This is a genomic window from Nocardioides flavus (ex Wang et al. 2016) (assembly GCF_014653115.1).
GTDB lineage: Bacteria > Actinomycetota > Actinomycetes > Propionibacteriales > Nocardioidaceae > Nocardioides > Nocardioides flavus.
This window is the reverse complement of sequence record NZ_BNAD01000001.1, coordinates 886,582-907,432: the sequence shown is the minus strand read 5'-3', so window position 1 is coordinate 907,432 and position 20,851 is coordinate 886,582. Positions and strand designations below refer to the sequence as shown.

The following is a 20,851-nucleotide window of genomic DNA, read 5'->3' as shown; positions in this document are numbered from 1 at the left end:
ACTCGGTCTACGACCAGCCCGACCGTCCCGCTGTCCATGCCCAGTTCGACCGGCTGCTCGACTACGTCGACGGCAAACTGCCCGAGGTCCACGACCACCTCGACGCTGCTCGCGCCGACATCCTCGCCTTCACCGCGTTCCCGAAGGACGTGTGGACCCAGATCTGGTCCAACAACCCCGCCGAACGCCTCAACCGCGAGATCCGGCGCCGCACCGACGCCGTCGGAATCTTCCCCACCCGCGACGCGATCGTCCGCCTCGTCGGCGCCGTGCTGGCCGAGCAGACCGACGAATGGGCCGAAGGCCGCCGCTACCTCGGACTCGAAGTCCTCGCCCGCTGCCGAATCAACATCGTCCCCACCAACGACCCCGAGATCGGAGCCGACGACCTGCCAGCCCTGACCGCCTGAACCATCACGAAGGAGAACGCAGCGCTACACCACTACCCGGGACTTGACCCTTGAGCACCTCGGCTACGGCATCGCGAATGACCGGAAGGAGAGGCCCGGAAGGCGTCTCTCGACACATCTTCGACGGGTCGCCGAACAGACCGGATGCGACATGGGCATAGACCTAGACGCGTGGCCCGATCGCTTCGCGGACGCCTACAACACCGTCAAGCACCCTGACCGACCCGATTGGGACACGCTCGATCTGCACAACGTCTTGCGCGAGGCTCGGCTGCTGTTCCGCACATGGATCGCCCGGCAACTCGGCGCTTCAATCACGGAGTTGGAGCGCAACCGCGGATTGGTGCCGATGTCGCGCCCCTACGAGCGTTGGTGAAAGCCGCGATCGGGACTCTCGAAACTACGTCCGGTCTGATGACCATGACTCCGCAACCCATTTACGCCGGCCTCGACCCCGGCTACAGCGAGCGGGTAAGCAGCTCCTCAACAGCCTCCATAACCGGCGCCTCAGGGGCGATGAGCAGCGGCACCGCGATATCGACGAGCTCCGAGAGCAGGAACTTGGAGGAACTGTTGCCGGCGGCCGTACGAGTAACGAAGTTGCACTTCACCTCACGCGTTCCTGCATACGCGGAGGCGGAAACCAGCGCGGCGCTAGTCAGCACGTTCTCTAGCATCTCAAGGTCGTCGGCCTCTGCGAGGTCTACACCGTCCTCGGCTCCGTAAGCGATTGTGTGGCTGCCATTGGACAGCCGGACCTCGCCGAGACGGATCTCCGCACTGGACGCGCGCTCCTGGAGGTCGCGCACCGTCGCGCTCGGCGTATCCCCCTCAGGCGCTGGAAGGGATTTCGCCGCGAAGGGAGCAAAATAGACGTCGTCTGTGTTGACGGATAGGACCAGCGAGCCGGTCGCCACCGACCAGAGAGGCGTCGGTGCTGCCCCGCGCCCCCCAAGCACGCGACACGCCTTGCTTTCGAGTCGACTCGCCGCACCGCGCAGTAGCTTCTGGAAGTTCTCCGAGGGCGGGAAGTCCTGCAACTCGCATAGTCGGCCGGTCGTTAAACCTGAACCCAAGCGAACCCAAAAGTCGTCGTCCTCGATGTCTGGCAACTCAAGCACAAATCTCAGGGACTCCGCGTCCAGCACAGCGGTGATTCCCGCCCCGCCCGGGAACGAACTTCCGGATCCTCCCGAGCCAACCCAGACCGCGTGCAGGAGTCGATTCACTTGGCCCGCTCGATGGGAGTCGAGAACCGATGCCGCAGCCTCGATGGCCGCAGAAGTGGCACCTGCGTCGCCCCCTCGAGCGCCATCGAATCCAGCATCGACGCTTGTTCCCGTGTCTAGAGCGTCCCTAGAGGTTACGACGCCACGGCCACCTTGCAGAATCGCGTGATTGAACAGGGATACAACTGGCTTGGCCTCGGCCACTTCTTCGAGAACCTCGAGCCCGTAGGGATCCGTCACCAGCGAGTTCGTGGCCTTGGCGCGAGTCACCAGCTCATCACGAGGTGGTTCGTCAGGCAGACGATCAAGGCTCATGAAGATAGGGCGATCCTCACCAAGGACGTCGATGTCACGCGCCATATCTGCCTCCCGAAACGCAGTTCGGAGGAACATGTGTCGCCGCTCGCTGGTCCCTGGCCACGACAGCACCAGATCTGGGACGTACGCGTGATTGAAGTGATCAGTGAGCTCGACTTCAACTCGAGAATCCGTCTCCGTGAGTTGCTCCTTGACAGCACCCTTCAGCATCGCGATGTTGCCCCGCGGATCATCCCCGGATAGTGAACGCAGCACCTCGTTGAAGTCATTCACTGCAACCCTTCCTCGATCCTTCGAGTGACGATAAGAGCGCGGTCGCGGGGGGAGATCAGCAGCTCCTCTTGCTTCTCCGAAAGCACGATGAGCCACAAGCGCCCGCACAGTTCATCAATGACGTCGTCGTCCAACAACGCCTGAGCCTTCCCTGCGTCGGCCTCGCCGAGCAACCGCTCGCGATTAGACAAGCAGGCGGCTACGACAGTGTCCGCCTCCGTGAGCCTCGTCCACGACGTGACTCGAAACGGGTGCCACGTCAGAAACATGAACTGATCGGCGACCTGCGAGTGGTTCTTGAGCACGCAGTACGCCTTGGCCAAGAAGTCGTCAAAATGCTTGCCCTGAGAGTCCGTGGAGTAGTTCTTGACCTCGGCCACAAAGAGGTGGTTGTCGAACTCCTCGCCGAACAGGATGCCTCCGACGTCAAACGAGAACTCGGTCTGCTTGCCGTGGGGCCAGTTGAACGTCAGCCGACTCGCCGCGACCGGATCCTCATTGGTCCAACTCGATCGCGTGCGCGTGGTCGAGTCGAGCCAAGTCTTGGCTCGCTGGGCTCCATCCGCGCCCATCTGATGCAGCTGCTCCCCCGGCATGGAGGAAAGGTACAAGATTGGATCGGTCGGAGCTCACGAGCGCGCCGACCCGAGGCCAGAGCTCAAGAGCAGCGTAGGCATCCGCATCACGGCCATCACCAACCCTGAGCTCCACGCGTTTGTGTGGACTTTGTGTTGAGTAGGCCCACGCCCGGACGTAGAAGACTCCCCCAGGGTCTCGGGTCCCCGGGGGAGTCGGAGCCGCCTGTCGGAATCGAACCGACGACCTAATCATTACGAGTGATTCGCTCTACCGACTGAGCTAAGGCGGCGTGGCCTGCCGAGCGCGCTCGGTGGACCGCGGGCGAGTATACGGAGCGCGCGGGCCGGGGCCGAAATCACGGGCGGGTCGTCTGGAGCCGCTGGCTAGGGTCGAGGCGACCGTACAAGCTGCAACGAGGAGGATCCATGCCCACTCGCACCGCACGCACCGCCTGGAACGGCGGACTGCAGGACGGCTCCGGCCAGGTCGAGCTCACCAGCTCCGGCGTCGGGACGTACGACGTCTCGTTCCCCAAGCGGGCAGCCGAGGATGCTGGGGGGACCACCAGCCCGGAGGAGCTGGTCGCGGCGGCGCACTCCTCGTGCTACGCCATGCAGCTCTCCGCGCTGATCGCCGAGGCCGGCGGCACCCCGCAGGCGCTCGAGGTCAAGGCGGACGTCGAGCTCGGCGAGGACAAGGAGGCCGGAGGCTTCAAGCTCACCGGCATCACTCTCACCGTCCGCGGCGAGGTCGAGGGTCTCGACGAGGCCGGCTTCGCGGACGCGGCGGAGAAGGCCAAGGCCGGCTGCCCGATCAGCAAGGCGCTCGCCGGGGTCGAGATCACCCTCGACGCCGCGCTGGAGGGCTGAGCTCCTCGCGCCGCAGCTCGGCGAGGCGCTCGCGCAGGTCCGGGTCGCGCATCACCTCCGCGACCGTCGGGCAGTCCTGCGGCCCGGTGGCACCCGGCACGCACAGCGTGCACATGTCACCGGGCCGCAGCGGGCACCGCGCGTCGACGTACGCCATGCCTTCACGCTAGGCAGGCAGCGCGGAGGAGCCGTAGGGGCGAAGGTCCCGGTCTCGTGACAGGACTCCGTCCTTCCTCGACCAGCGGTGGGGCCGCTCAGCAGGTCGTGCCGTCGTCGGGCACCGTGCCCTCGAGCAGGTAGTCCTCGACGATGGCGTCGATGCAGGCGTTGTCGGAGTTGTACGCCGTGTGGCCGTCGCCGTCGCGCTCGACGAGCACGCCGGAGTCGAGCTGCGCGGCGAGCGCCTGCGCCCACACCAGCGGGGTGGCCGGGTCGCGGCTGGTGCCGAGGACCAGGATCGGCGCGGCCCCCTCGGCGCGGATGTCGAGCGGCTCCTCGCTGGAGGTCACGTCGATCCCACGGCAGCCGGTCATCCCCCACGCGAAGATCCGGCCGAAGGTGGGCGAGGCCTCCTCGAACTCCGCGAAGAGCGACGGCACCTGCGCGAACGGCACCGACGTCGGGTCGTCGAGGCAGTTGATGGAGTAGTTGGCCTCGATGGTGTTGTCGGCGTAGGACCCGTCGGGGTTGCGGGAGGCGTACGCGTCGGCGAGGTCCATCAACGCCGAGCCCTGGCCCTCGAGCGCGGAGGACAGCGCGGTGCTGAGCAGGAACCAGTAGTCGCGGTTGTAGAGCGGCGTGATGATCCCGTAGAACGCGTTGCCGACGGTCAGCTCGCGATCCCCCGCGGGCAGTGGGTCGTCCTCGATCTCGTCGAGCAGGCCGGTGATGGTGGCGAGGCCCTCGTCGACGGTGTCGCCGAGGAAGCAGTTGTCGGTGGAGTCGAGGCAGTTCTGGACGTAGGCGCGCAGCGCCGTCTCGAAACCGGCCGCCTGCTCCAGCGCGAGCGCACGTGGGTCGAGGGAGACGTCGACCGCACCGTCGAGGACGAAGCGGCCGACCCTGTCGGGGAACAGCTCGGCGTAGGTCGCGCCGAGCTTGGTGCCGTACGAGGCGCCGAAGTAGGTCAGCTGCTCCTCCCCCAGCGCCGAGCGCAGGACGTCCATGTCGCGTGCCGCCTCGGCGGTCGTGACGTGACCGACGACAGGCCCGGAGCCCGCGACGCACTTCTCGCCGAAGGACAGGACGGACGCCCGGTAGGCCGCGCGCTCCGCGGCCGTGTCGGGGGTCGGGTCGCCACTGAGGTAGTCGTCGAGCTCGGCGTCGCTGAGGCAGTCGACCGGCGCGGAGCCACCGACCCCCCGGGGGTCGAAGCCGACGATGTCGAAGCCGTCGAGCAGCGGCTGGCGGAACACCCGCCCCCCGGCGGCGGCGTACGACGTGCCGCGCGCGCCCGGGCCTCCGGGGTTCACCACCAGCGAGCCGACACGCGCGCCGCGCGCCGGTACGCGCAGCAGCGCCAGCTCGATCGTCTCGCCCTGCGGCTCGGTGTAGTCGACCGGCACGGTCAGGAAGCCGCAGTCGTGGTTGTCGTCGGTCTCGCAGGGCTGCCAGTCGATGCGCTGGGAGTAGAAATCGGTCAGCGCCCCGTCGGGCGCCGCGGTGATCGACGCCGGCGGCGGGGTCGTCGGCGACGGCGTCGGCCGCGCGCGCGGCTCGTCGGACGTGGTGCCCTGGATCGCGAGGCCGACGGCCACGAACGCCGTCAGGGCGAGCGCGAGCACCGCGACCACCGCGACGACCCGGCGCATCAGCGGCCCCCGGGCAGCCGCAGCGCGACCGTCATGGACTCGAGGGCCAGCTGTGGGGGCACGTTGAACTCCAGCATCTGCTCTCGGGCGGTGAAGATCGCGTCGATCATCTGCAGCAGCCGCTCCGGCGACGCGACGCCGGCGATGCGCGCGACGTCGTCGCGCAGCTCCTCGTTGACCAGCTGGCCCGGCGCGCCGACGGACAGCGCGATGGCGTCGCGGTAGACCGAGACGAGGTCCATCAGGGCGCGGTCGATGACGTCGAGCACCCGTCGCTTGGCCTTCTGCTTCTGCAGCTTCTCCAGGCCGGCCAGGGCCGCGCGGTAGGACCGGCTCGTGGTGTCCTTGCGCTCACTGCCGAAGATCGCCTGGAGCTCCTCGAGCTCGCGCTTCTCCGCGGCGGCGGTGATCGCCTCGGTCTCGGCCTTCGCGAGCTCGGCGAGGCTGGTCGCCGCGCTCATGCACGAGCCGAGCGACGTCAGGCGCGCCGGGATGCTGGTCACCTCGCGGCGGCGCGTACGGGTCTCCTCGTCGAGCGCGAGCGCACGGGCACGTCCGATGTGTCCCTGGCTGGCGCGCGCGGCGAAGCCGGCCATGGTCTCGGAGATGCCGTCGGTGCGGTGCAGGAAGGCCGCCACGTCGTCGGTGCCGGGCGTCGAGAGGGTGAGGGTGCGGCAGCGCGAGCGGATGGTCGGCAGCACGTCCTGGACCGTCGGCGCGCACAGCAGCCAGATCGTCTGGGGCGTCGGCTCCTCGATCGCCTTGAGCAGCGCGTTGCCGGTGCGGGGGTTCTCCGGGGTGCCGAGGCGGTCGGCGTCCTCGATGACCACGATCTGCCAGCGCCCGATCGCGGGGAACTTCGCCGCCGACTGGACCAGGTCGCGCATGTCGTCGACGTAGAGCACCGAGGTCTCGGACTTCACCCACGTGATGTCGGGGTGGGAGCCGGAGGTTCCGAGCCGGCACGCCTCGCACGCACCGCAGCCGGTCCGGGACTCGCACTGGAGCGCGGCGGCGAACGCCCGCGCGACGTTGGACCGGCCCGACCCCGGCGGCCCGGTGAACAGCCACGCGTGGGTCATGCCTTGGCCGGCGGCGGCCTGCTGCAGGACCTCGATGGTGGGGCGCTGGCCGACGAGGTCGTCCCACACGGAGCGGGTCGTGGTCGTCACGTGAGCTCCAGCAGCGGCTCGACCCGCTCGCGGATCGCCGAGGCGATGTCGTCGATCGGCGCCCGGGCGTCGAGGACGACGTGGTGGTCGGGGTCGGCGGCGGCGAGGTCGAGGAAGCCCTGGCGCACCCGCTGGTGGAACTCCAGCGACTGGCCCTCGATCCGGTCGCGAGCCTCGAAGCGGCCGAGGCCCGCCTCCGGCGCGAGGTCGAGGACGACGGTCAGGTGCGGGCGGAGGTCGCCGGTGGCCCAGCGGGCGACCGACTCGACCTCGGCGACGGCGAGGGTGCGGCCGGCGCCCTGGTAGGCCAGCGTGGAGTCGACGTAGCGGTCGGTGATCACGACCTCGCCGCGGGCGAGGGCGGGGAGCACGACGTGGTCGACGTGCTCGGCCTTGTCGGCGGCATAGAGGAGCGCCTCGGTACGGTCGGACAGCTCGCCGGTGGCCGGGTCGAGGACGATGCGGCGCAGCTCCTTGCCGACCGGGGTGTCGCCGGGCTCGAAGGTGAGCAGCACGCGCTGCCCGCGCCCGACGAGCCAGTCGTGCAGCAGGCGGGACTGGGTGGACTTGCCCGCGCCCTCGCCGCCCTCGAAGCACACGAAGAGCCCGGTCTCCGAAAACACGCTCACGGGGCACACCCTACGGGCGGGGTGGGACAGGCAGTCCCGGCGCCCGCACGCCGTCGGGGGCGCCGCTCAGCGCTGGCGCCCCGGCCTGATCGCGGCCGTCACCGCCGCGGCGTACGCCTCGTAGCCCGCGAGCGTGGGGTGGAACGCCCCCGGGTCGGCGGCACCGAGGATCCACGGGTCGGCGGCGTTGACGCCGTGGCCGACGAAGCGCTCGGTGACGTCGACGAAGTCGAAGCCGTGGCGCTCGGCGGCGGCGCGGAGGGCGGCGTTGAGCTGGTCGGCCCCGTCGTTGAGCACCTCCTGCTCGGCCGCGGAGGCGCCGAGGTAGGCGCCCGCCTCTGGGGAGAACAGCCGCGGATAGCCGGTGACGACCACCCGGGCGTTCGGTGCCGCCGCGGCGACGAGCCCGTGGACGGTGTCGAGCCGGCCGGGCAGGGTCGTCGCGATGCGGCTGCGCACCAGTGCGGCGGCGCCGGCGCACTGCTCATCGGTCCCGGCCAGGCACGCCAGCACCGCCTGCGACCAGCCGATGTCGTTGCCACCGATGCTCTGGAGCACGAGGTCAGTGTCGGCGTCGAGCGCAGCCAGCTGGCCCCCCGCGACCAAGGAGGTCGTCGTGGCGCCACCGCAGGCCACGAAGTCGTCGAGCTCGAGCCGCACGCGCCCGTCGACCAGCACGCCGTAGGCCGACTGCGACCGACCGCACGCACCGTACGGAGGCACGCCGAAGCCCGACCCGTAGGAGTCGCCGAGCACGTCGTACGACGTCGGCGGAGGTGCGGACGACGAGGCCGGCGCGGTCACCGCCGTCAGGGGCAGGAGCAGGACGACGGCCGAGGCGAGGGCGCGCAGGCGGGGAGTCATCTCCGGACGGTACGTCCGCCGCAGCCCGTTGACCACCCCGGCGTAGCGTCGGCGGCGTGGACCTCAGCCGCTTCTCCACCGCCCAGCGCGTGTCGGGCATCTCGATCCTGGTCGTCGCGCTGGCCGCGTTCCTGCCGTGGATCTCGTGCCTGGGCGTCGCCGTCCTCGGCATCCACGTCGACGGGGTCTACACGCTGCTCCTCGCGCTCGCCGGCGCGGTCTCGCTGGCCACCCGTACGGGGACGCTGGACCTCGTCGAGGTCCCCGAGCGGGTCGGCCTGATCGCCTCGGTGGTGCTCGCGGCGCTCGTCACGCTGATCGCCGTGGTCGATCTCAACGGAGCCGCAGCGATCGGGCTGTCCCTCACGCTGCTCGGAGGCATCGCCTGGCTCGTGGGCGCCGTCTGGGAGCTCCGGACCGCGGGGCAGTGAGCGCTGGTCCGCCCGCTCAGGACTTCTCGGCGGCGGCCTTCGTCGTCTTCTTCGCGGTGGTCTTCTTGGCCGTGGTCTTCTTGGCAGCCGTCTTCTTGGCCGTGGTCTTCTTGGCGGCCGTCTTCTTCGCCGGGGCCTTCTTCGCGCCCTTCTTGACCGCCTTCTTGGCCGGACCCCGCTCGCGGCGCTCGGCGAGGAGCTCAGCCGCGCGCTCGAGCGTGATCGACTCGACCGTGTCGTCCTTGCGGAGGGTCGCGTTGTACTCGCCGTCGGTGACGTACTCGCCGAAGCGGCCGGCCTTCACGATCACCGGCTGGCCGGAGACGGGGTCGTTGCCGAGCTCCTTGAGCGGCGGGGTGGCCGCGCCACGGCCGCGCTGCTTGGGCTGGGCGTAGATCGTCTTGGCCTGGTCGAGGGTGATGTCGAAGATCTGGTCCTCGGACGTGAGGCTGCGGGAGTCGGTGCCCTTCTTGAGGTAGGGCCCGTAGCGACCGTTCTGCGCGGTGATCTCGGTGCCGTCCTCGTCGGTGCCGACGATGCGCGGGAGGTCGAGCAGCTTGACCGCCTGCTCGAGGGTGACCGTGTCGAGGGTCATCGACTTGAACAGCGAGCCGGTGCGCGGCTTGGCGCTCTTGGGGGCGTCCTCGGGCAGCAGCTCGGTGACGTACGGACCGAAGCGGCCGTTCTTGGCGACGATCTGCAGGCCGGTGTCGGGGTGGTTGCCGACCACCTGCTCCTCGCCGGCGGGGTTGGCCAGGAGCTCCTTGGCCTTGGCGACGGTCAGCTCGTCGGGCGGCAGGTCGTCGGGGACGTTGGCGCGGACCGGGGCACCGTCGCCGCCCTCGGGGCCCGGGCCCTCGACGTACGGGCCGTAGCGGCCCACGCGCAGGTCGATGCCCTCGCCGATCGGGAAGGTCGCCATCTCCTTGGCGTCGATCTCGCCGAGGTCGGTGACGAGGGTCTTGAGGCCGACGACGTCGCCGGAGCCGTAGTAGAACTCGGCGAGCTCGGTGGCGCGGTCCTTGCGACCGCCGGCGATCTCGTCGAGCACGTCCTCCATCGAGGCGGTGAACTCGTAGGACACCTGGCGGGGGAAGTGCTCCTCGAGCAGCCGGATCACCGAGAACGCCAGCCACGCCGGCACGAGGGCGGTGCCCTTCTTGTAGACGTAGCCGCGGTTGAGGATCGTGCCGATGATCGAGGCGTAGGTCGACGGGCGGCCGATCTCGCGGTCCTCGAGCTCCTTGATCAGCGTGGCCTCGGTGTAGCGCGCGGGCGGCTTGGTCTCGTGGCCCTCGGGGCTCAGCGTCGCCGCGGACACCGTCGCGCCCTGGGTGAGGTTGGGCAGGCGGGTCTCCGCGTCGTCGCGCCGCTTGGAGGCGTCGTCGATGTCCTCGACGTAGGCCTTGAGGAAGCCGTGGAAGGTGATCGTGCGACCGCTCGCGCTGAAGACGACGTCGCGACCGTCGGCGGCGGTTCCGCCGATGCGGATGGTCACCGAGTTGCCGGTGGCGTCCTTCATCTGCGAGGCGACGGTGCGCATCCAGATCAGCTCGTAGAGGCGGAACTGCTCGCCCGACAGCCCGGTCTGCGCGGGCGTGCGGAAGGTGTCGCCGGCCGGCCGGATCGCCTCGTGGGCCTCCTGCGCGTTCTTGACCTTGGAGGCGTAGGTGCGCGGGGAGTCGGGGAGGTACTCCGCGCCGTACAGCTCACGCACCTGGTCGCGCGCGGCACCGACCGCGGCGTCCGAGAGCGTCGTGGAGTCCGTACGCATGTAGGTGATGAAGCCGTTCTCGTAGAGGCGCTGCGCGACCGACATCGTCACGCTCGCGCTCATGCCGAGCTTGCGGCTGGCCTCCTGCTGCAGCGTGGTGGTGCGGAAGGGGGCGTACGGGGAGCGGCGGTAGGGCTTGGACTCGACCGAGCGCACGTCGTACGCCGTGTCGGCGAGGCCGGACGCCAGCGCCTCGGCGTCGGCGCGGCTGAGGTGGACGCGCTCGGAGCGGCCCTTGAGCTCGCCGGTGTTGTCGAAGTCGGCGCCGCGGGCGACGCGGACGTCGTCGACGGAGTAGAGCTTTGCGGGGAACATCCGCGGGTCGTGGCCGGTGCCGGCGTCGAAGGTGGCGTCGAGGTCCCAGTAGGAGGCGACGCGGAACTTCATCCGCTCGCGCTCGCGGTCGACGACCAGGCGGGTCGCCACGGACTGCACGCGGCCGGCGGAGAGGCCGGACATGACCTTCTTCCACAGCACCGGGGAGACCTCGTAGCCGTAGAGGCGGTCGAGGATGCGGCGCGCCTCCTGCGCCTCGACGAGGTCGTCGTTGATCTCGCGCGGGTTCTCGACGGCGGCGAGGATCGCGGGCTTGGTGATCTCGTGGAAGACCATCCGGTGGACCGGCAGGCCCTTCGGCGGCTTGAGCTCGTCGAGGAGGTGCCAGGCGATCGCCTCGCCCTCGCGGTCCTCATCGGTGGCGAGGTAGAGGGCGTCGGCGTCCTTGACCAGCTTCTTCAGCTTGGCGATGTGGCTCTTCTTGTCGCGGGGCACGACGTAGTAGGGCTCGAAGCCGTTGTCGACGTCGACGGCCAGCCGACCCCAGGGCTTGTCCTTGATCTTGGCCGGGGTGTCCGCGGCGTTGTTGGGCAGGTCACGGATGTGACCGATCGAGGACTCGACGACGTAGTCCGCGCCCAGGTAGCCGCCGATGGTGCGGGCCTTGGCCGGGGACTCGACGATGACGAGCTTTGCCACTTCAGATGCTCCCTCAGGTGTGCGCTGCGATGTTGCTCAGCGCCGCAACGGTAGCGCCACATCCGGACTTCTCCACTCCGGGCGAGGTTCGGCGGCCCGTCACGGGCCACTTTCGCGCCCCTGGGCTGTGGACCACGGCCCGTGGGGGACGAGCTGTGGACGACGGTCCACGGATGTCGGAGGCGGTCCCGACGGTGGGACGACGACCACGACCCAGGAGGACCCGATGTTCGAGCACCACCACTACGACACCATGCTCTGGCGCGAACCCCGCGAGCGGCTCGACGAGGGCGGGCGGCTCAGCCACCTCGTCTTCGTCGACGGACGCCTCGTCGACGCGTGGAGCGAGCGCGTCGAGGACAGCACGTACGCCGACGTGGGCAGGCGTCACGACGAGGAGCAGCGTCCGAGGGTGGTGCAGCAGCCGCCCGCTCTCCCGTGGCACCTGCAGGCACTCGAGTGGCTCGACGGGGTCGCCGGCGGCCGCGAGGAGCTGCTGGCCATGACCGGCTCGCCCGTTGCCCTGCCCCGGCTTCGCGACCACCTCGACCCGGTCGCCGACGAGCCGTGGCTGGTGGCCGACGAGCTGCTCGACGACTTGCGCGAGACCCTGATGCCCGCCGACCTCGCCCCGCCGCTGCGCGAGTGCCTGCTGCTGGTCCGCGACCGCTACCCCGAGCTCGCCGAGCGGATGACGCCCGCCCGCCTCGCCGCGGGCGTGGCCTGGGTCGTCGGCAAGGCCAACGCCGCGATCGGCCCTGAGGGGCCGGTGACGCAGGTCCGGATCGCCGACCGGCTCGGCACCACCTCGCTCAACGCGTGCGGCACCCAGGTCCTCGGGCACGTGCGCCGGCTCGGCTGGGTGGGCTCCCAGCCGTACGGCTCCGGGGCACCTGCTCTCCTCGCGGTCGGGCGGGTCGAGCTGCTGGCGGCGTCGGTGCGCCGCGACCTCGTCGAGCTGCGGGACCGGTCGCTCGCCGACCAGGCGCGCGCCGGGGCCGGCGTCACCGCCGTGCCGTGACCTCCAGGAAGCCCTGTCCGACGAGCTCGCGCACGACCGGCAGGTAGGTCTCGCGCAGCTCGGACTCGTCACGGTCGAGCAGGGCGCCGAGCGCGCCGAGGAGCTGGCCGACCGCGAGGTCGCCGTCGCAGGCGCCGAGGAAGGCTGCCTCGACGGTGTCGGCGGTGCGGGCACGGCGGAAGCCGCGCTGCTGGCGCAGCACGATCGCCTCCGGGTCCTCTGCGCCGGGACGCCCGACCGTCTCCTGCTGCACGTCCTCGCGGGCGCGCAGGGTGCTGCCCAGCAGCGCGTCGTCCGAGAGGTCGCGCAGGTCGGCGACCGCCTCGCCCCAGGCGTGGATCGCCGGGCCGACGGGCTGCTCGACGTCGTAGGGCCACTCGAGGAGCTCGTGGTGTCCCCCGGGACGGTCGCTGCTCCCGAGCCGCACGTTGATCCAGCCGAACCCGACGCCGGCGATGCCGGTCTCCTCGAACCACGACAGCCAGGTGTCGTAGCGCTGGGCGTAGTCCGGTCCCCCGTGGTGCCCGCTGTCCTTGAGCCACAGCTCGACGTACGCCGCCGGGTCGAGGGTCTCGCGCTGCACGACCAACGCGTCGCAGTCCGGACGCAGCCACGAGCCGAGCCGCTCGTCCCACGGCTCGCCCTCGAGGACCGCCCAGTTGGCCAGCACCTGGAGCCAGCCGCCGTCGGTGAGGTGGTCCGGGCCGGTGCGCACGATGTGCTCGACGACCCGGTCGCCCGGCAGGCCGGAGTCGCGGTAGACCAGGCGCTCACCGGTCGCCGGCGAGATCACGAAGGGCGGGTTGGTCGAGATGAGGTCGAAGCGCTCACCTGCGACCGGCTCGAAGAACGACCCGTCGCGCACGTCGACGGAGACCTCGTTGAGGGCGGCGTTGAGCCGCGTCATCCACAGCGCGCGGGCGTTCACGTCGGTCGCGACGACCCGGTCGGCGTGCCCGGCGAGGTGGAGGGCCTGCACACCGCAGCCGGTGCCGAGGTCGAGCGCGCTGCCGACGGGCTCGCGCATGGTCAGCTGGGCCAGGCTGGTCGAGGCGCTCGAGATGCCGAGGACGTGGTCGGTCCCGACCGCGACCGGAGCGCCGTCGAGCCCCGGGGTGAGGTCGGAGACGATCCAGAGGTCACGGTCCTCGGTGGCGTAGGGCCGGCAGTCCGTCCGCGCCGCGACCTCGCTGACGCTCTGCTCGAGCAGCCCGGCGTTGCAGAGCCGGTCGACCAGCCCCGGCAGCGCTCGGTCAGCGTGCTCGCGCGCCACCGGCGCCTGGAGGAGGAAGAGCCGGACCAAGGTGTCCAGCGGCCCACCCGAGGTCGTACGCCGCAGCGCGGGGAGCGTCTCGTTGCGTCCGAGCGCCCGGTGCGCGTCCTCGCCGATCGCCTCGGCGACACGGTCGTAGGTGAAGTCGGCGGCGCGCAGGGCGTCCCGGAGCGGGGCGACGAAGTCGAGGTCGGACGGCAGCTGGGACGACATGGCCCCAGCCTCCCACCCCGGGACCAGCGGGACGGTGACACCGCGGTGACGCCCGGGAGACGCTGGGAGGACGCCGCGGGAACCGGGCCGCGACACCGCCGCAGCGGTGCGTGGACGTCCGGGTGGCTCGTGGACCACGGTGTCGTGACCTGCGCCGTCCCACGATCCTGCCCACACCAGCGGGGAGGGGATGACCGTGACGACATTCGTGCTCGAGTCGACGTGGGCGGAGGACTGGGACGGCGGGAGCCCCGCCGAGGCCTGGGGGGACTGGGGAGACGAGGACGCCGAGAACGCCCTGACGTGGCTCACCAACATCGGGTCCGGCGTCGCGAGCGGTGCCGCCACCGGCGCGGTGGCCGGTCCGTGGGGCGCCCTCATCGGGGGCCTCGTGGGCGGCGGTCTCGGGGCCGCGCAGACCGCGCTCCAGCAGGGTCAGCGCCCACCCGCCCCCGCTCCGCCGAGCGCGCCTCCGCCGAGCGGTCCTGCTGCGCGGCCGACGCCGACGCCGACGCCGGCGCCTCGCCCCGTCCCCCGCGCGGCACCTCGCCCCGCGCCTCGTCCGGCGCCCGCACCGATGCGCACCGCCGCTCCCCGTCCGGCGCCTGCGCCCGCTGCCGCGCCCGGCACGGTGAGTGCGTCCGACGTGGCCACCCTCGTGACCACGCTCGCCCCGATGCTCCTCGCGCTCGGCCAGCAGCTGGCCAACACCCCGGCCGGCCCGGCGCCCGGTGTCGTCGAGGGTCTCGACGGTGCCCCCGAGGACGACGACCTCTGGCCGGTCGGTGAGGACGTCGAGGCGTACGACGCGCCTGCCGGGGACGACGGTGAGGCCCCGACGGAGTCCGAGACCGAGGTCGCGACGGAGGTCGAGGCATGGGCAGCAGCAGAGACCGAGACCGAGACCGAGACTGCAGCCGAGTGCTGGCCTGCGGAGCCCGAGTGGCAGGAAATCCCGACGTGAGCACCCGTACGGTCGACGAGGCCGGCGGCGGGACCGCCCGGGACGCCGACGACGTCCAGGCAGCCCTGCTGCGGCAGCTCACCGAGCGCGCCGCCCACGACCCGGTGGCGGGACTGCTGCTCGCCCGGCTCCAGGCTCAGGGGGACCACCTGGAGCCCGACCCCGTCGACGTGCTGGAGCGTCGCTTCGAGGCTGCCCTGCGCGCCAACCAGCAGCTGCGTGAGGCGCTCGTGGCGGCCAACGAGATGACGGCCTGGGTCGCACGGCTGCTCGGCGCCTGCCCCCAGTGCTGGGGGCTCGTCGACGCCTGTCCCCGTTGTCGCGGCCGCGGAGGTCCCGGCCACCGACGTCCCGCCGTCGACGAGCTCGTCGACTGGCTCGCCCCTGCGCTGCGACGGGTCGGGCTCGCCCTGGTCCCGCAACCCGGGTCGCACCGCACGCTGCGACCCCTCGATTCCCCCGACACCACCACACCTACGAAGCAGGAGATGCCATGACGGCGATGGAGACCGAAGCCTGGGACGACGAGTCCTGGGACGACGAAGCCTGGGACGACGAGTCCCTGGTCACCGAGGCGTGGGACGACGAGTCGGAGTTCCTCGGAACGCTGCTCGGCGGGCCCGCCCAGCTGATCGGCAACGCGATCGGCGGGCTGTTCGGATCGAAGCCGACGCCCAAGCCGCCGCTGCCGGCGGTCAACGTCGGCGTGCCGGGCCGGGGGGTGTCGACAGCGACGCTGAACACCCCGGCGGGCAACGCGACGCTCCGCCTGCCCGAGCCGGTGGTCACCCGGCAGGAGTTCGAGGCCGGGATCCGCAAGCTCCAGGACGGCATCAACCGGGACGCCGCACGCGTCAACACGTTGAGCAAGGACCTCGACACGCTGCGCACCCGTGTGGGCGCCGTCGTGGTCGACACCCAGAAGGACATCGCCAAGCTCCGCGCGGACTCGGCGAGGAGTCGCGTGTCGCTGCGGCGTCACTTCGCCAAGCTCAAGGCGGACCAGAGCCAGCAGCAGATGATGACGATGGTCATGTCGATGATGGCGACGCGGTCCGCCCAGGACGCCCTCGAGGACCACACCCACCCCATCGCGTCGGGGGCCACGGTCACGGGGTCCGCCAACGTCGACGACGACTCCGACAGCAGCATGATGATGATGCTGCCGCTGATGATGTCCGGAGGCGGCTCGTCGTCGGACTCGATGCTGCCCATCGCCATGATGATGGCCTTCCGGTGAGGTGAGCGAGATGGCGATCGATCCGAACGTGCTGCCGGTGGTCTCACTCGCGGCGATGAAGAAGGCCGAGCGCAAGCGGGCGGAGGAGGCCACCTTCCTCACCCTCGTCCCCGGCACCGCCGCCACCCGGGCCGCCTTCGGCGCGCTCGCCGTGGGCACGGTGGCCAAGGACAGCCTGCGGCGGGAGAGGAAGGCCGCGGCTGCGGTCATCAGCGCCCTCGAGGCCATCGTCGGCGGCCAGCCGGCGACGGCGGCGTTCGCGGCCCAACCGGCGCTGCGCGACCTCGCGCCCGACACGCTGGCCGCCCAGTTCACCGCGGCCGTCGACCGCGACGACGGCGGCCGTACGACGCGCGCGGTCGCGGGAGAGTCCGGGGAGTCGACCAAGGAGCTGTGGAACGCGCTCGGGCTCGCCACGGAGATGCTCATCGAGGCGATCGGCCGAACCAAGAACCTGCTGTTCACGGCCGACGAGGCGGAGCCGTTCGACGACTACCTCGATCTCCTCCCGGGCGCCGACCGCGACAAGATCGTCAGGCCGGCCGGGGAGGACTGAGGGCCCCGGACGCCACGCGATCCCGACAGGTCACGGGCATGACGGACCTCGGCGCACGGGTCGACCCGGCGCTGGGACAGCAGCTGCTGACCCGCACCGGTTCGACCCTGGTGCCGGCTCCCACCGAGGCGCACGCCGACGACGTCGCGCCGCTCATCGCCCGCCTGGACCCCGCCGGCGCCCACGTGCCCGGACTGCGCGTGGTCAGCGCCTTCGGTGGCGTGGTCACCGCGCGCGTCCGGCTCGGCGACCTCGCGTCCGTCCGCGCGCACCCGGCCGTGCGCAGCCTCAAGGCCACCCGGACCTACGGTCCCGCCCTCGCCGAGACCATGACCGACGTCCGCGCCGGGCCCGCCGACCTGCCGCTCCGCGCGGGCGCGGGCGCCCCGACCGGCGCGGGCGTCCTGGTGGTCGTGCTCGACTGGGGGCTCGACGTGACGCACGCGAACCTCCGTGAGGCGGACGGCCGCACCGTCGTCGAGGCGCTGTGGGACCAGCGGGGGGCGACAACCCCGGCCAGTCCGCAGCCCTTCGGCTACGGCAGGGAGCTGACCCGGGCGGCGATCGACGCGGCCCTGGGCACCGACGACCCGCACGCCGTCCTCGGCTACGACCACGGCGACGTCGACCCCGCCCGTGAGGGCAGCCACGGCACCCACGTCGCCGACATCGCTGTCGGCCGCGGCCGCGCGCCTGGGGCGAGCCCCGGCGTCGCGCCGGGCGCATCGCTCGCCTTCGTCCACCTCCGGGGCGAGGACACCGCGCGCGAGGACACCCTGGGCGACTCCGCGCGGATCCTCGAGGCCTGCGACTGGGCCGTGCGGCGGGCGGCCGGCCGGCCCCTCGTGATCCACATGAGCCTGGGCCGCACCGGAGGCCCCCACGACGACACCCTGCTGGTCACCCGTGCCTTCGACCACCTGCTGGCCACCACTCCCGGGGTCGCGATCGTGATGAGCTGCGGCAACTACCACGCCGGGAGGATGCACGCCACGCTCCACGTGGCCGCGGACGAGGTGCTGGACCTGCCGTGGGACGTCCCGGCCCCGCCACCCGAGGGGACCGAGCTCGAGCTCTGGTACGACGGCCGCGACCGCGTCGCGGCCACCCTCCTGGCGCCCGACGGCTCTCCCGTGCTCGCCCTCGAGCCCGGCACGCACGACGTGCACCGGGACGGAGCACGTGTCGTCGCCTCCGGGTTCTCGCGCCTCGGCGACCCCAACAACGCCGACAACGTCGTCGACCTCTTCCTCATGCCGGGAGCACCGGCGGGGCGCTGGATCGTGCGCCTGACCGGCCGCACCATCCACGACGGGCGCGTCGAGGCCTGGGTCGAACGGACCTCGGGCTCGCACCAGGCACGCTTCCCGGCCGAGGTCGCCACCTCACGCTCGACGACCGGCTCCATCTGCAACGGCCGGCTCCCGCTCGCGGTCGGGGCCTACGACCACCACGCGGCAGACCGCCCGCCCGCGGCCTTCTCCAGCGAGGGACCCAGCCGCGACGGACGTCCCAAGCCCGACGTGTCGGCGCCCGGCGACCGCGTCCTCGCCGCACGGTCGTCGTCCCTCGTGGACGGGCGCCGGGTGCGCGACGCGCTCACCCGCAAGAGCGGGACCAGCATGGCGGCGCCCCACGTCACCGGCACCGTCGCCCTGGTCTTCGAGGCCGCGCTGCCGCGGCTCCTCCCGATGGCGCTGACGCGCTGGATCGTCATGGAGAGCGCGCGAGCGCCCGAGCGGCCGGACCCCCGTCACGGCGCCGGCCTGCTCGACGCGGCTGCCGCCTGCCGGCTCGCGCTCGACCTGGCCCACGCACCGACGTCCGCGGTCCCGCGCACCGTCCCCGACGTCCTCAACCCGACCACACCCACACCAGGAGGAACCATGACCACCACCGCGACCGCCACGGCGGCACCCGACCAGCGGGTCCTGGCCTGGCTCCACGGCGAGGACGCGCCCCCGGACGAGGCCGTGCTGGGCACCCTGACCCTCAACCGACCGGGCGGTGCGCCGTTCACGCACCGCGTCGACACGCGGGCCCCCGTACGCACGGCGGCCGACCCTGACGCCGCGATGATCGAGGCACTCTCCGCCCGCACCGGCCACCAGGTCGCCTCCGCGACTGCCAGGGGGTGGCAGGTCGCGCCCTTCGGGCCCGCGGTGTGCTGGCTCACCACCCCCGTCGCGGGCTTCGACGGGACGGGGCTGCAGGTGATCACCGTCAACGGCGGCGAGCGTGTCTACGTCCCCGTGGATCCCTCCTCCCCCGGTCCGCGGCGCGTGGACGTGCCGGGACTGCGTTCCTTCTACGGGCTCGCCGCCCGCGACCGCGACGCCCAGCGCGACGAGTGGGCCGCCCGCCTGGCCGGCGCGACGACCCTGACCACGGCGCAGGCTCGCGCCCTCGGGGTCCCGCTCCTGCGCGCGACCCTCGCGCACCACGGGGCAGCGGCGTTCCCCGTGCGCCGCGTCCAGCGCGGCGACCCTCCGTACGACGCGGGCGGAGTCGTCAACGGGGTGACACTGCCGCCACTGGTCGCGCCGCTGCGCGAGCCCGACTGCTACCTGCCGGTCATCGCCCGGGTCGAGGGCCGGATGGAGAGCATCAACGCGTGGGACGCCGGTGCCGGTGTCAGCCTCGGGCCGATCCAGTTCAACGCCGACCGCGCCGCCCTCTTCCGCTTCCTGTGGCAGCTGCGCTCGGAGGACCCCGCGCTGTTCGCGAGCGCTCTCGGCGCGCCGCTGGGCTGGGACATGACGTGGCACACCGACCACCCCGACCTGGTCGTGGCCCGGGGCACCGTCACCGACACCCTCCACGGGCGCGCGGCGGACCGCGACACCAACGCGACCTACCTGATGCGCGGCGTCCCGGGGACGGGTCCCCGCGACCCCGACTACCGCCGTCGGGTCGCCGGGTGCTTCCGCGACGCCGTGGTCTGGCCGCACGTGCAGCAGATGGTCGTCGACACGACGTCGTGGTGGCTCGAGCCTGCGCTCACCCGGATCCGCGCCGCCGGCGTCGGCCCACTCGACGTCACCCGCCCCGATCGCGACACCTTCGTGCTGACCGCGCTGCTGCTCAGCGCAGGCGTCCGGTTCTCCGGCTGCCTGCCGCAGATCCTCACCCGGCTCGCGCGCTGGACGACGGCCGCCGACAAGCTCGCCCACCTCGACGACGCCCTCGCCGCGACCGCCCCACCCTGCCCGGACGGGCTGCGAGACCGGCTCGCCCAGCAGCGTCGGCACGCTGCGACGGTCTTCGCGCAGGTGCAGCGACTCGTCACGCCGTCCACCCTTGCCGAGGACGTGCCCGTCACCCCGCCCCCGCCGGTCGAGGGCGGTACCGGCTTCGCCAACGAGTGGGCCACCGGGGTCCTGGGCACCGTCCGCGCGGAGCTGGCCCCGACCGGTCACACCCCCGAGCGCTGGTGGGACGGGATGGTCGACCCGGTGTGGCTGGGCAGGCGGTTCCGCAACGGCATCCACGAGGTGCTGCTGGCCAAGCTCCGGGCCGCCGAGGCCGCCCTGCGACGGCAGCCGGCCTACGCGACGCTGTCCGACGCCGAGCTCGGCCGCGCCCTCGGCATCCGGGAGGCGCACGGCGGCGCCCGTCCGGGGCGTGCGTCGATGCACTCGTTCGGGCTGGCGACCGACATCGAGTACACGGCGAGCCCGTGGATCTTGGGCAACCCCGGCGCCCCGGTGTCCAACGAGGCGATGCGCCAAGCCTGCAACCGGGCCGCGCTCGTCGTGGGTGGACGGGTCGTCGACACGGCGCCGCCGTTCCTGTCCCGGCTCTCACGCGGCACCACGGCCGCTGCGTACGACACCCTCCGCACCCTCGACCGCGAGCTCGTCGCCTACCTCGGGCTCGCCGGCGACGTGGCGGGGATGCGCGCGCACGTCGACCGCAACCGGGCGGTCGCCGGTGTGGTCCGCGAGGGAGAGCCGCCCGACGCGGCGGCCGCACGGTGGGCGGGACAGGCGCGGGTCGACCTCGACCGGCTACGGCTGCCGGGCTCCAACTTCGCCTCAGGGGATCGGGTGCGCGACCCGCTCAAGGGATTCATGTCGATGAACCGCGACCTCGTGATCGCCCTGCGCGACAGCGGCCGGCTGGCGTGGGGCGCGATCGACTTCGGCGCTGAGAGCGGCGACATCATGCACTTCGACGCCCGACCCGACGGCGTCGGGCGCGTGGTGCTCGCCGGGATCCGCGCCTCGCGCCGGGCGCAGTGACCGATG

19 protein-coding genes and 1 tRNA gene are annotated in these 20,851 nt (G+C 71.9%); 10 read left to right on the top strand and 10 right to left on the bottom strand.

From position 1 onward, the window contains the following. Both IE200_RS04430 and IE200_RS04425 read left to right on the top strand, forming a co-directional pair. Nucleotides 1–410: transposase (locus IE200_RS04430; protein WP_191278096.1), on the top strand; the 410-nt coding region annotated here is incomplete at its 5' end. 43 nt (nucleotides 411–453) lie between these two features. Continuing rightward, entirely contained in the window at nucleotides 454–786 is a 333-nt protein-coding gene (locus tag IE200_RS04425) for a HEPN domain-containing protein (protein ID WP_191278095.1), read from the top strand. 82 nt (nucleotides 787–868) lie between these two features. Here IE200_RS04425 and IE200_RS04420 read toward each other — a convergent pair whose 3' ends face one another. The 3 genes from IE200_RS04420 to IE200_RS04410 form a co-directional block, all read right to left on the bottom strand. Then, on the bottom strand, nucleotides 869–2,230 hold the full coding sequence (locus tag IE200_RS04420; RefSeq protein WP_191278094.1) for a hypothetical protein: 1,362 nt from the start codon (nucleotides 2,228–2,230) through the stop codon (nucleotides 869–871). Beyond that, on the bottom strand, nucleotides 2,227–2,826 hold the full coding sequence (locus IE200_RS04415) for a hypothetical protein (protein WP_191278093.1): 600 nt from the start codon (nucleotides 2,824–2,826) through the stop codon (nucleotides 2,227–2,229). The genes IE200_RS04420 and IE200_RS04415 overlap by 4 nt, the downstream gene beginning before the upstream one ends. A gap of 199 nt (nucleotides 2,827–3,025) precedes the next feature. Next, nucleotides 3,026–3,098: transfer RNA gene (locus IE200_RS04410), tRNA-Thr, on the bottom strand. A 136-nt stretch (nucleotides 3,099–3,234) separates the two neighbouring features. On the opposite strand from IE200_RS04410, the gene IE200_RS04405 reads away from it, so the two are divergent. Next, nucleotides 3,235–3,678 carry an OsmC family protein gene (locus IE200_RS04405; RefSeq protein ID WP_191278092.1) on the top strand — a complete coding sequence of 148 codons (444 nt, stop codon included), beginning with the start codon at nucleotides 3,235–3,237 and terminating at the stop codon, nucleotides 3,676–3,678. Here IE200_RS04405 and IE200_RS04400 read toward each other — a convergent pair. The 5 genes from IE200_RS04400 to IE200_RS04380 all read right to left on the bottom strand — a co-directional run bounded on the left by IE200_RS04400 (nucleotide 3,650) and on the right by IE200_RS04380 (nucleotide 8,154). Beyond that, nucleotides 3,650–3,835, bottom strand: a complete 186-nt coding sequence (locus IE200_RS04400) for a DUF6767 domain-containing protein (protein ID WP_191278091.1) — start codon at nucleotides 3,833–3,835, stop codon at nucleotides 3,650–3,652. The genes IE200_RS04405 and IE200_RS04400 overlap by 29 nt on opposite strands. Nucleotides 3,836–3,932: 97 nt before the next feature. Continuing rightward, entirely contained in the window at nucleotides 3,933–5,489 is a 1,557-nt protein-coding gene (locus IE200_RS04395; RefSeq protein ID WP_191278090.1) for an alpha/beta hydrolase, read from the bottom strand. Further along, nucleotides 5,489–6,661: a DNA polymerase III subunit delta' gene (locus IE200_RS04390; protein ID WP_229856073.1), complete on the bottom strand. Its 1,173-nt coding sequence runs from the start codon at nucleotides 6,659–6,661 to the stop codon at nucleotides 5,489–5,491. Before IE200_RS04390 ends, IE200_RS04395 begins: the two co-directional genes overlap by 1 nt. Next, the gene (gene tmk, locus IE200_RS04385) at nucleotides 6,658–7,290 is read right to left on the bottom strand and encodes a dTMP kinase (protein WP_191278089.1); all 633 of its coding nucleotides are present in this window, start codon (nucleotides 7,288–7,290) and stop codon (nucleotides 6,658–6,660) included. Before tmk ends, IE200_RS04390 begins: the two co-directional genes overlap by 4 nt. Nucleotides 7,291–7,356: 66 nt before the next feature. After that, nucleotides 7,357–8,154: an SGNH/GDSL hydrolase family protein gene (locus IE200_RS04380; RefSeq protein WP_191278088.1), complete on the bottom strand. Its 798-nt coding sequence runs from the start codon at nucleotides 8,152–8,154 to the stop codon at nucleotides 7,357–7,359. A 56-nt stretch (nucleotides 8,155–8,210) separates the two neighbouring features. On the opposite strand from IE200_RS04380, the gene IE200_RS04375 reads away from it, so the two are divergent. Beyond that, nucleotides 8,211–8,585, top strand: a complete 375-nt coding sequence (locus IE200_RS04375; RefSeq protein ID WP_191278087.1) for a hypothetical protein — start codon at nucleotides 8,211–8,213, stop codon at nucleotides 8,583–8,585. Between the two features lie 16 nt (nucleotides 8,586–8,601). Here the strand turns inward: IE200_RS04375 and topA are convergent, their stop codons facing one another. Continuing rightward, nucleotides 8,602–11,334, bottom strand: coding sequence for a type I DNA topoisomerase (gene topA / locus IE200_RS04370; protein ID WP_191278086.1), 2,733 nt, complete (start codon nucleotides 11,332–11,334; stop codon nucleotides 8,602–8,604). Nucleotides 11,335–11,560: 226 nt separating this feature from the next. On the opposite strand from topA, the gene IE200_RS04365 reads away from it, so the two are divergent. Beyond that, nucleotides 11,561–12,355 carry a hypothetical protein gene (locus tag IE200_RS04365; RefSeq protein WP_191278085.1) on the top strand — a complete coding sequence of 265 codons (795 nt, stop codon included), beginning with the start codon at nucleotides 11,561–11,563 and terminating at the stop codon, nucleotides 12,353–12,355. Here the strand turns inward: IE200_RS04365 and IE200_RS04360 are convergent. Beyond that, the gene (locus IE200_RS04360; RefSeq protein WP_191278084.1) at nucleotides 12,339–13,841 is read right to left on the bottom strand and encodes a DUF7059 domain-containing protein; all 1,503 of its coding nucleotides are present in this window, start codon (nucleotides 13,839–13,841) and stop codon (nucleotides 12,339–12,341) included. The two genes, IE200_RS04365 and IE200_RS04360, sit on opposite strands and share 17 nt — an antisense overlap. 196 nt (nucleotides 13,842–14,037) lie before the next feature. Here IE200_RS04360 and IE200_RS04355 point away from each other — a divergent pair, with 196 nt between their 5' ends. From IE200_RS04355 to IE200_RS04335, 5 genes are read left to right on the top strand one after another with little or no spacing between them, the layout of a single operon-like run. Next, complete coding sequence (locus tag IE200_RS04355) at nucleotides 14,038–14,805, top strand: hypothetical protein (RefSeq protein ID WP_191278083.1); 768 nt, start codon at nucleotides 14,038–14,040, stop codon at nucleotides 14,803–14,805. After that, nucleotides 14,802–15,302: a hypothetical protein gene (locus IE200_RS04350; protein WP_191278082.1), complete on the top strand. Its 501-nt coding sequence runs from the start codon at nucleotides 14,802–14,804 to the stop codon at nucleotides 15,300–15,302. The genes IE200_RS04355 and IE200_RS04350 overlap by 4 nt, the downstream gene beginning before the upstream one ends. Further along, complete coding sequence (locus tag IE200_RS04345) at nucleotides 15,299–16,045, top strand: hypothetical protein (protein WP_191278081.1); 747 nt, start codon at nucleotides 15,299–15,301, stop codon at nucleotides 16,043–16,045. The genes IE200_RS04350 and IE200_RS04345 overlap by 4 nt, the downstream gene beginning before the upstream one ends. A 10-nt stretch (nucleotides 16,046–16,055) precedes the next feature. Then, complete coding sequence (locus IE200_RS04340; protein ID WP_191278080.1) at nucleotides 16,056–16,601, top strand: hypothetical protein; 546 nt, start codon at nucleotides 16,056–16,058, stop codon at nucleotides 16,599–16,601. Between the two features lie 38 nt (nucleotides 16,602–16,639). After that, nucleotides 16,640–20,845, top strand: a complete 4,206-nt coding sequence (locus IE200_RS04335) for a S8 family serine peptidase (RefSeq protein WP_191278079.1) — start codon at nucleotides 16,640–16,642, stop codon at nucleotides 20,843–20,845. The last annotated feature ends 6 nt before the right edge of the window (nucleotides 20,846–20,851 follow it).

Coding starts and splice junctions, on each gene's coding strand:
- IE200_RS04380 (WP_191278088.1), bottom strand. CDS start 8,154: ATGACTCCCCGCCTGCGCGCCCTCGCCTCGGCCGTCGTCCTGCTCCTG.
- IE200_RS04340 (WP_191278080.1), top strand. CDS start 16,056: ATGGCGATCGATCCGAACGTGCTGCCGGTGGTCTCACTCGCGGCGATG.
- IE200_RS04400 (WP_191278091.1), bottom strand. CDS start 3,835: ATGGCGTACGTCGACGCGCGGTGCCCGCTGCGGCCCGGTGACATGTGC.
- IE200_RS04395 (WP_191278090.1), bottom strand. CDS start 5,489: ATGCGCCGGGTCGTCGCGGTGGTCGCGGTGCTCGCGCTCGCCCTGACG.
- IE200_RS04345 (WP_191278081.1), top strand. CDS start 15,299: ATGACGGCGATGGAGACCGAAGCCTGGGACGACGAGTCCTGGGACGAC.
- IE200_RS04360 (WP_191278084.1), bottom strand. CDS start 13,841: ATGTCGTCCCAGCTGCCGTCCGACCTCGACTTCGTCGCCCCGCTCCGG.
- IE200_RS04405 (WP_191278092.1), top strand. CDS start 3,235: ATGCCCACTCGCACCGCACGCACCGCCTGGAACGGCGGACTGCAGGAC.
- IE200_RS04415 (WP_191278093.1), bottom strand. CDS start 2,826: ATGCCGGGGGAGCAGCTGCATCAGATGGGCGCGGATGGAGCCCAGCGA.
- IE200_RS04335 (WP_191278079.1), top strand. CDS start 16,640: ATGACGGACCTCGGCGCACGGGTCGACCCGGCGCTGGGACAGCAGCTG.
- IE200_RS04365 (WP_191278085.1), top strand. CDS start 11,561: ATGTTCGAGCACCACCACTACGACACCATGCTCTGGCGCGAACCCCGC.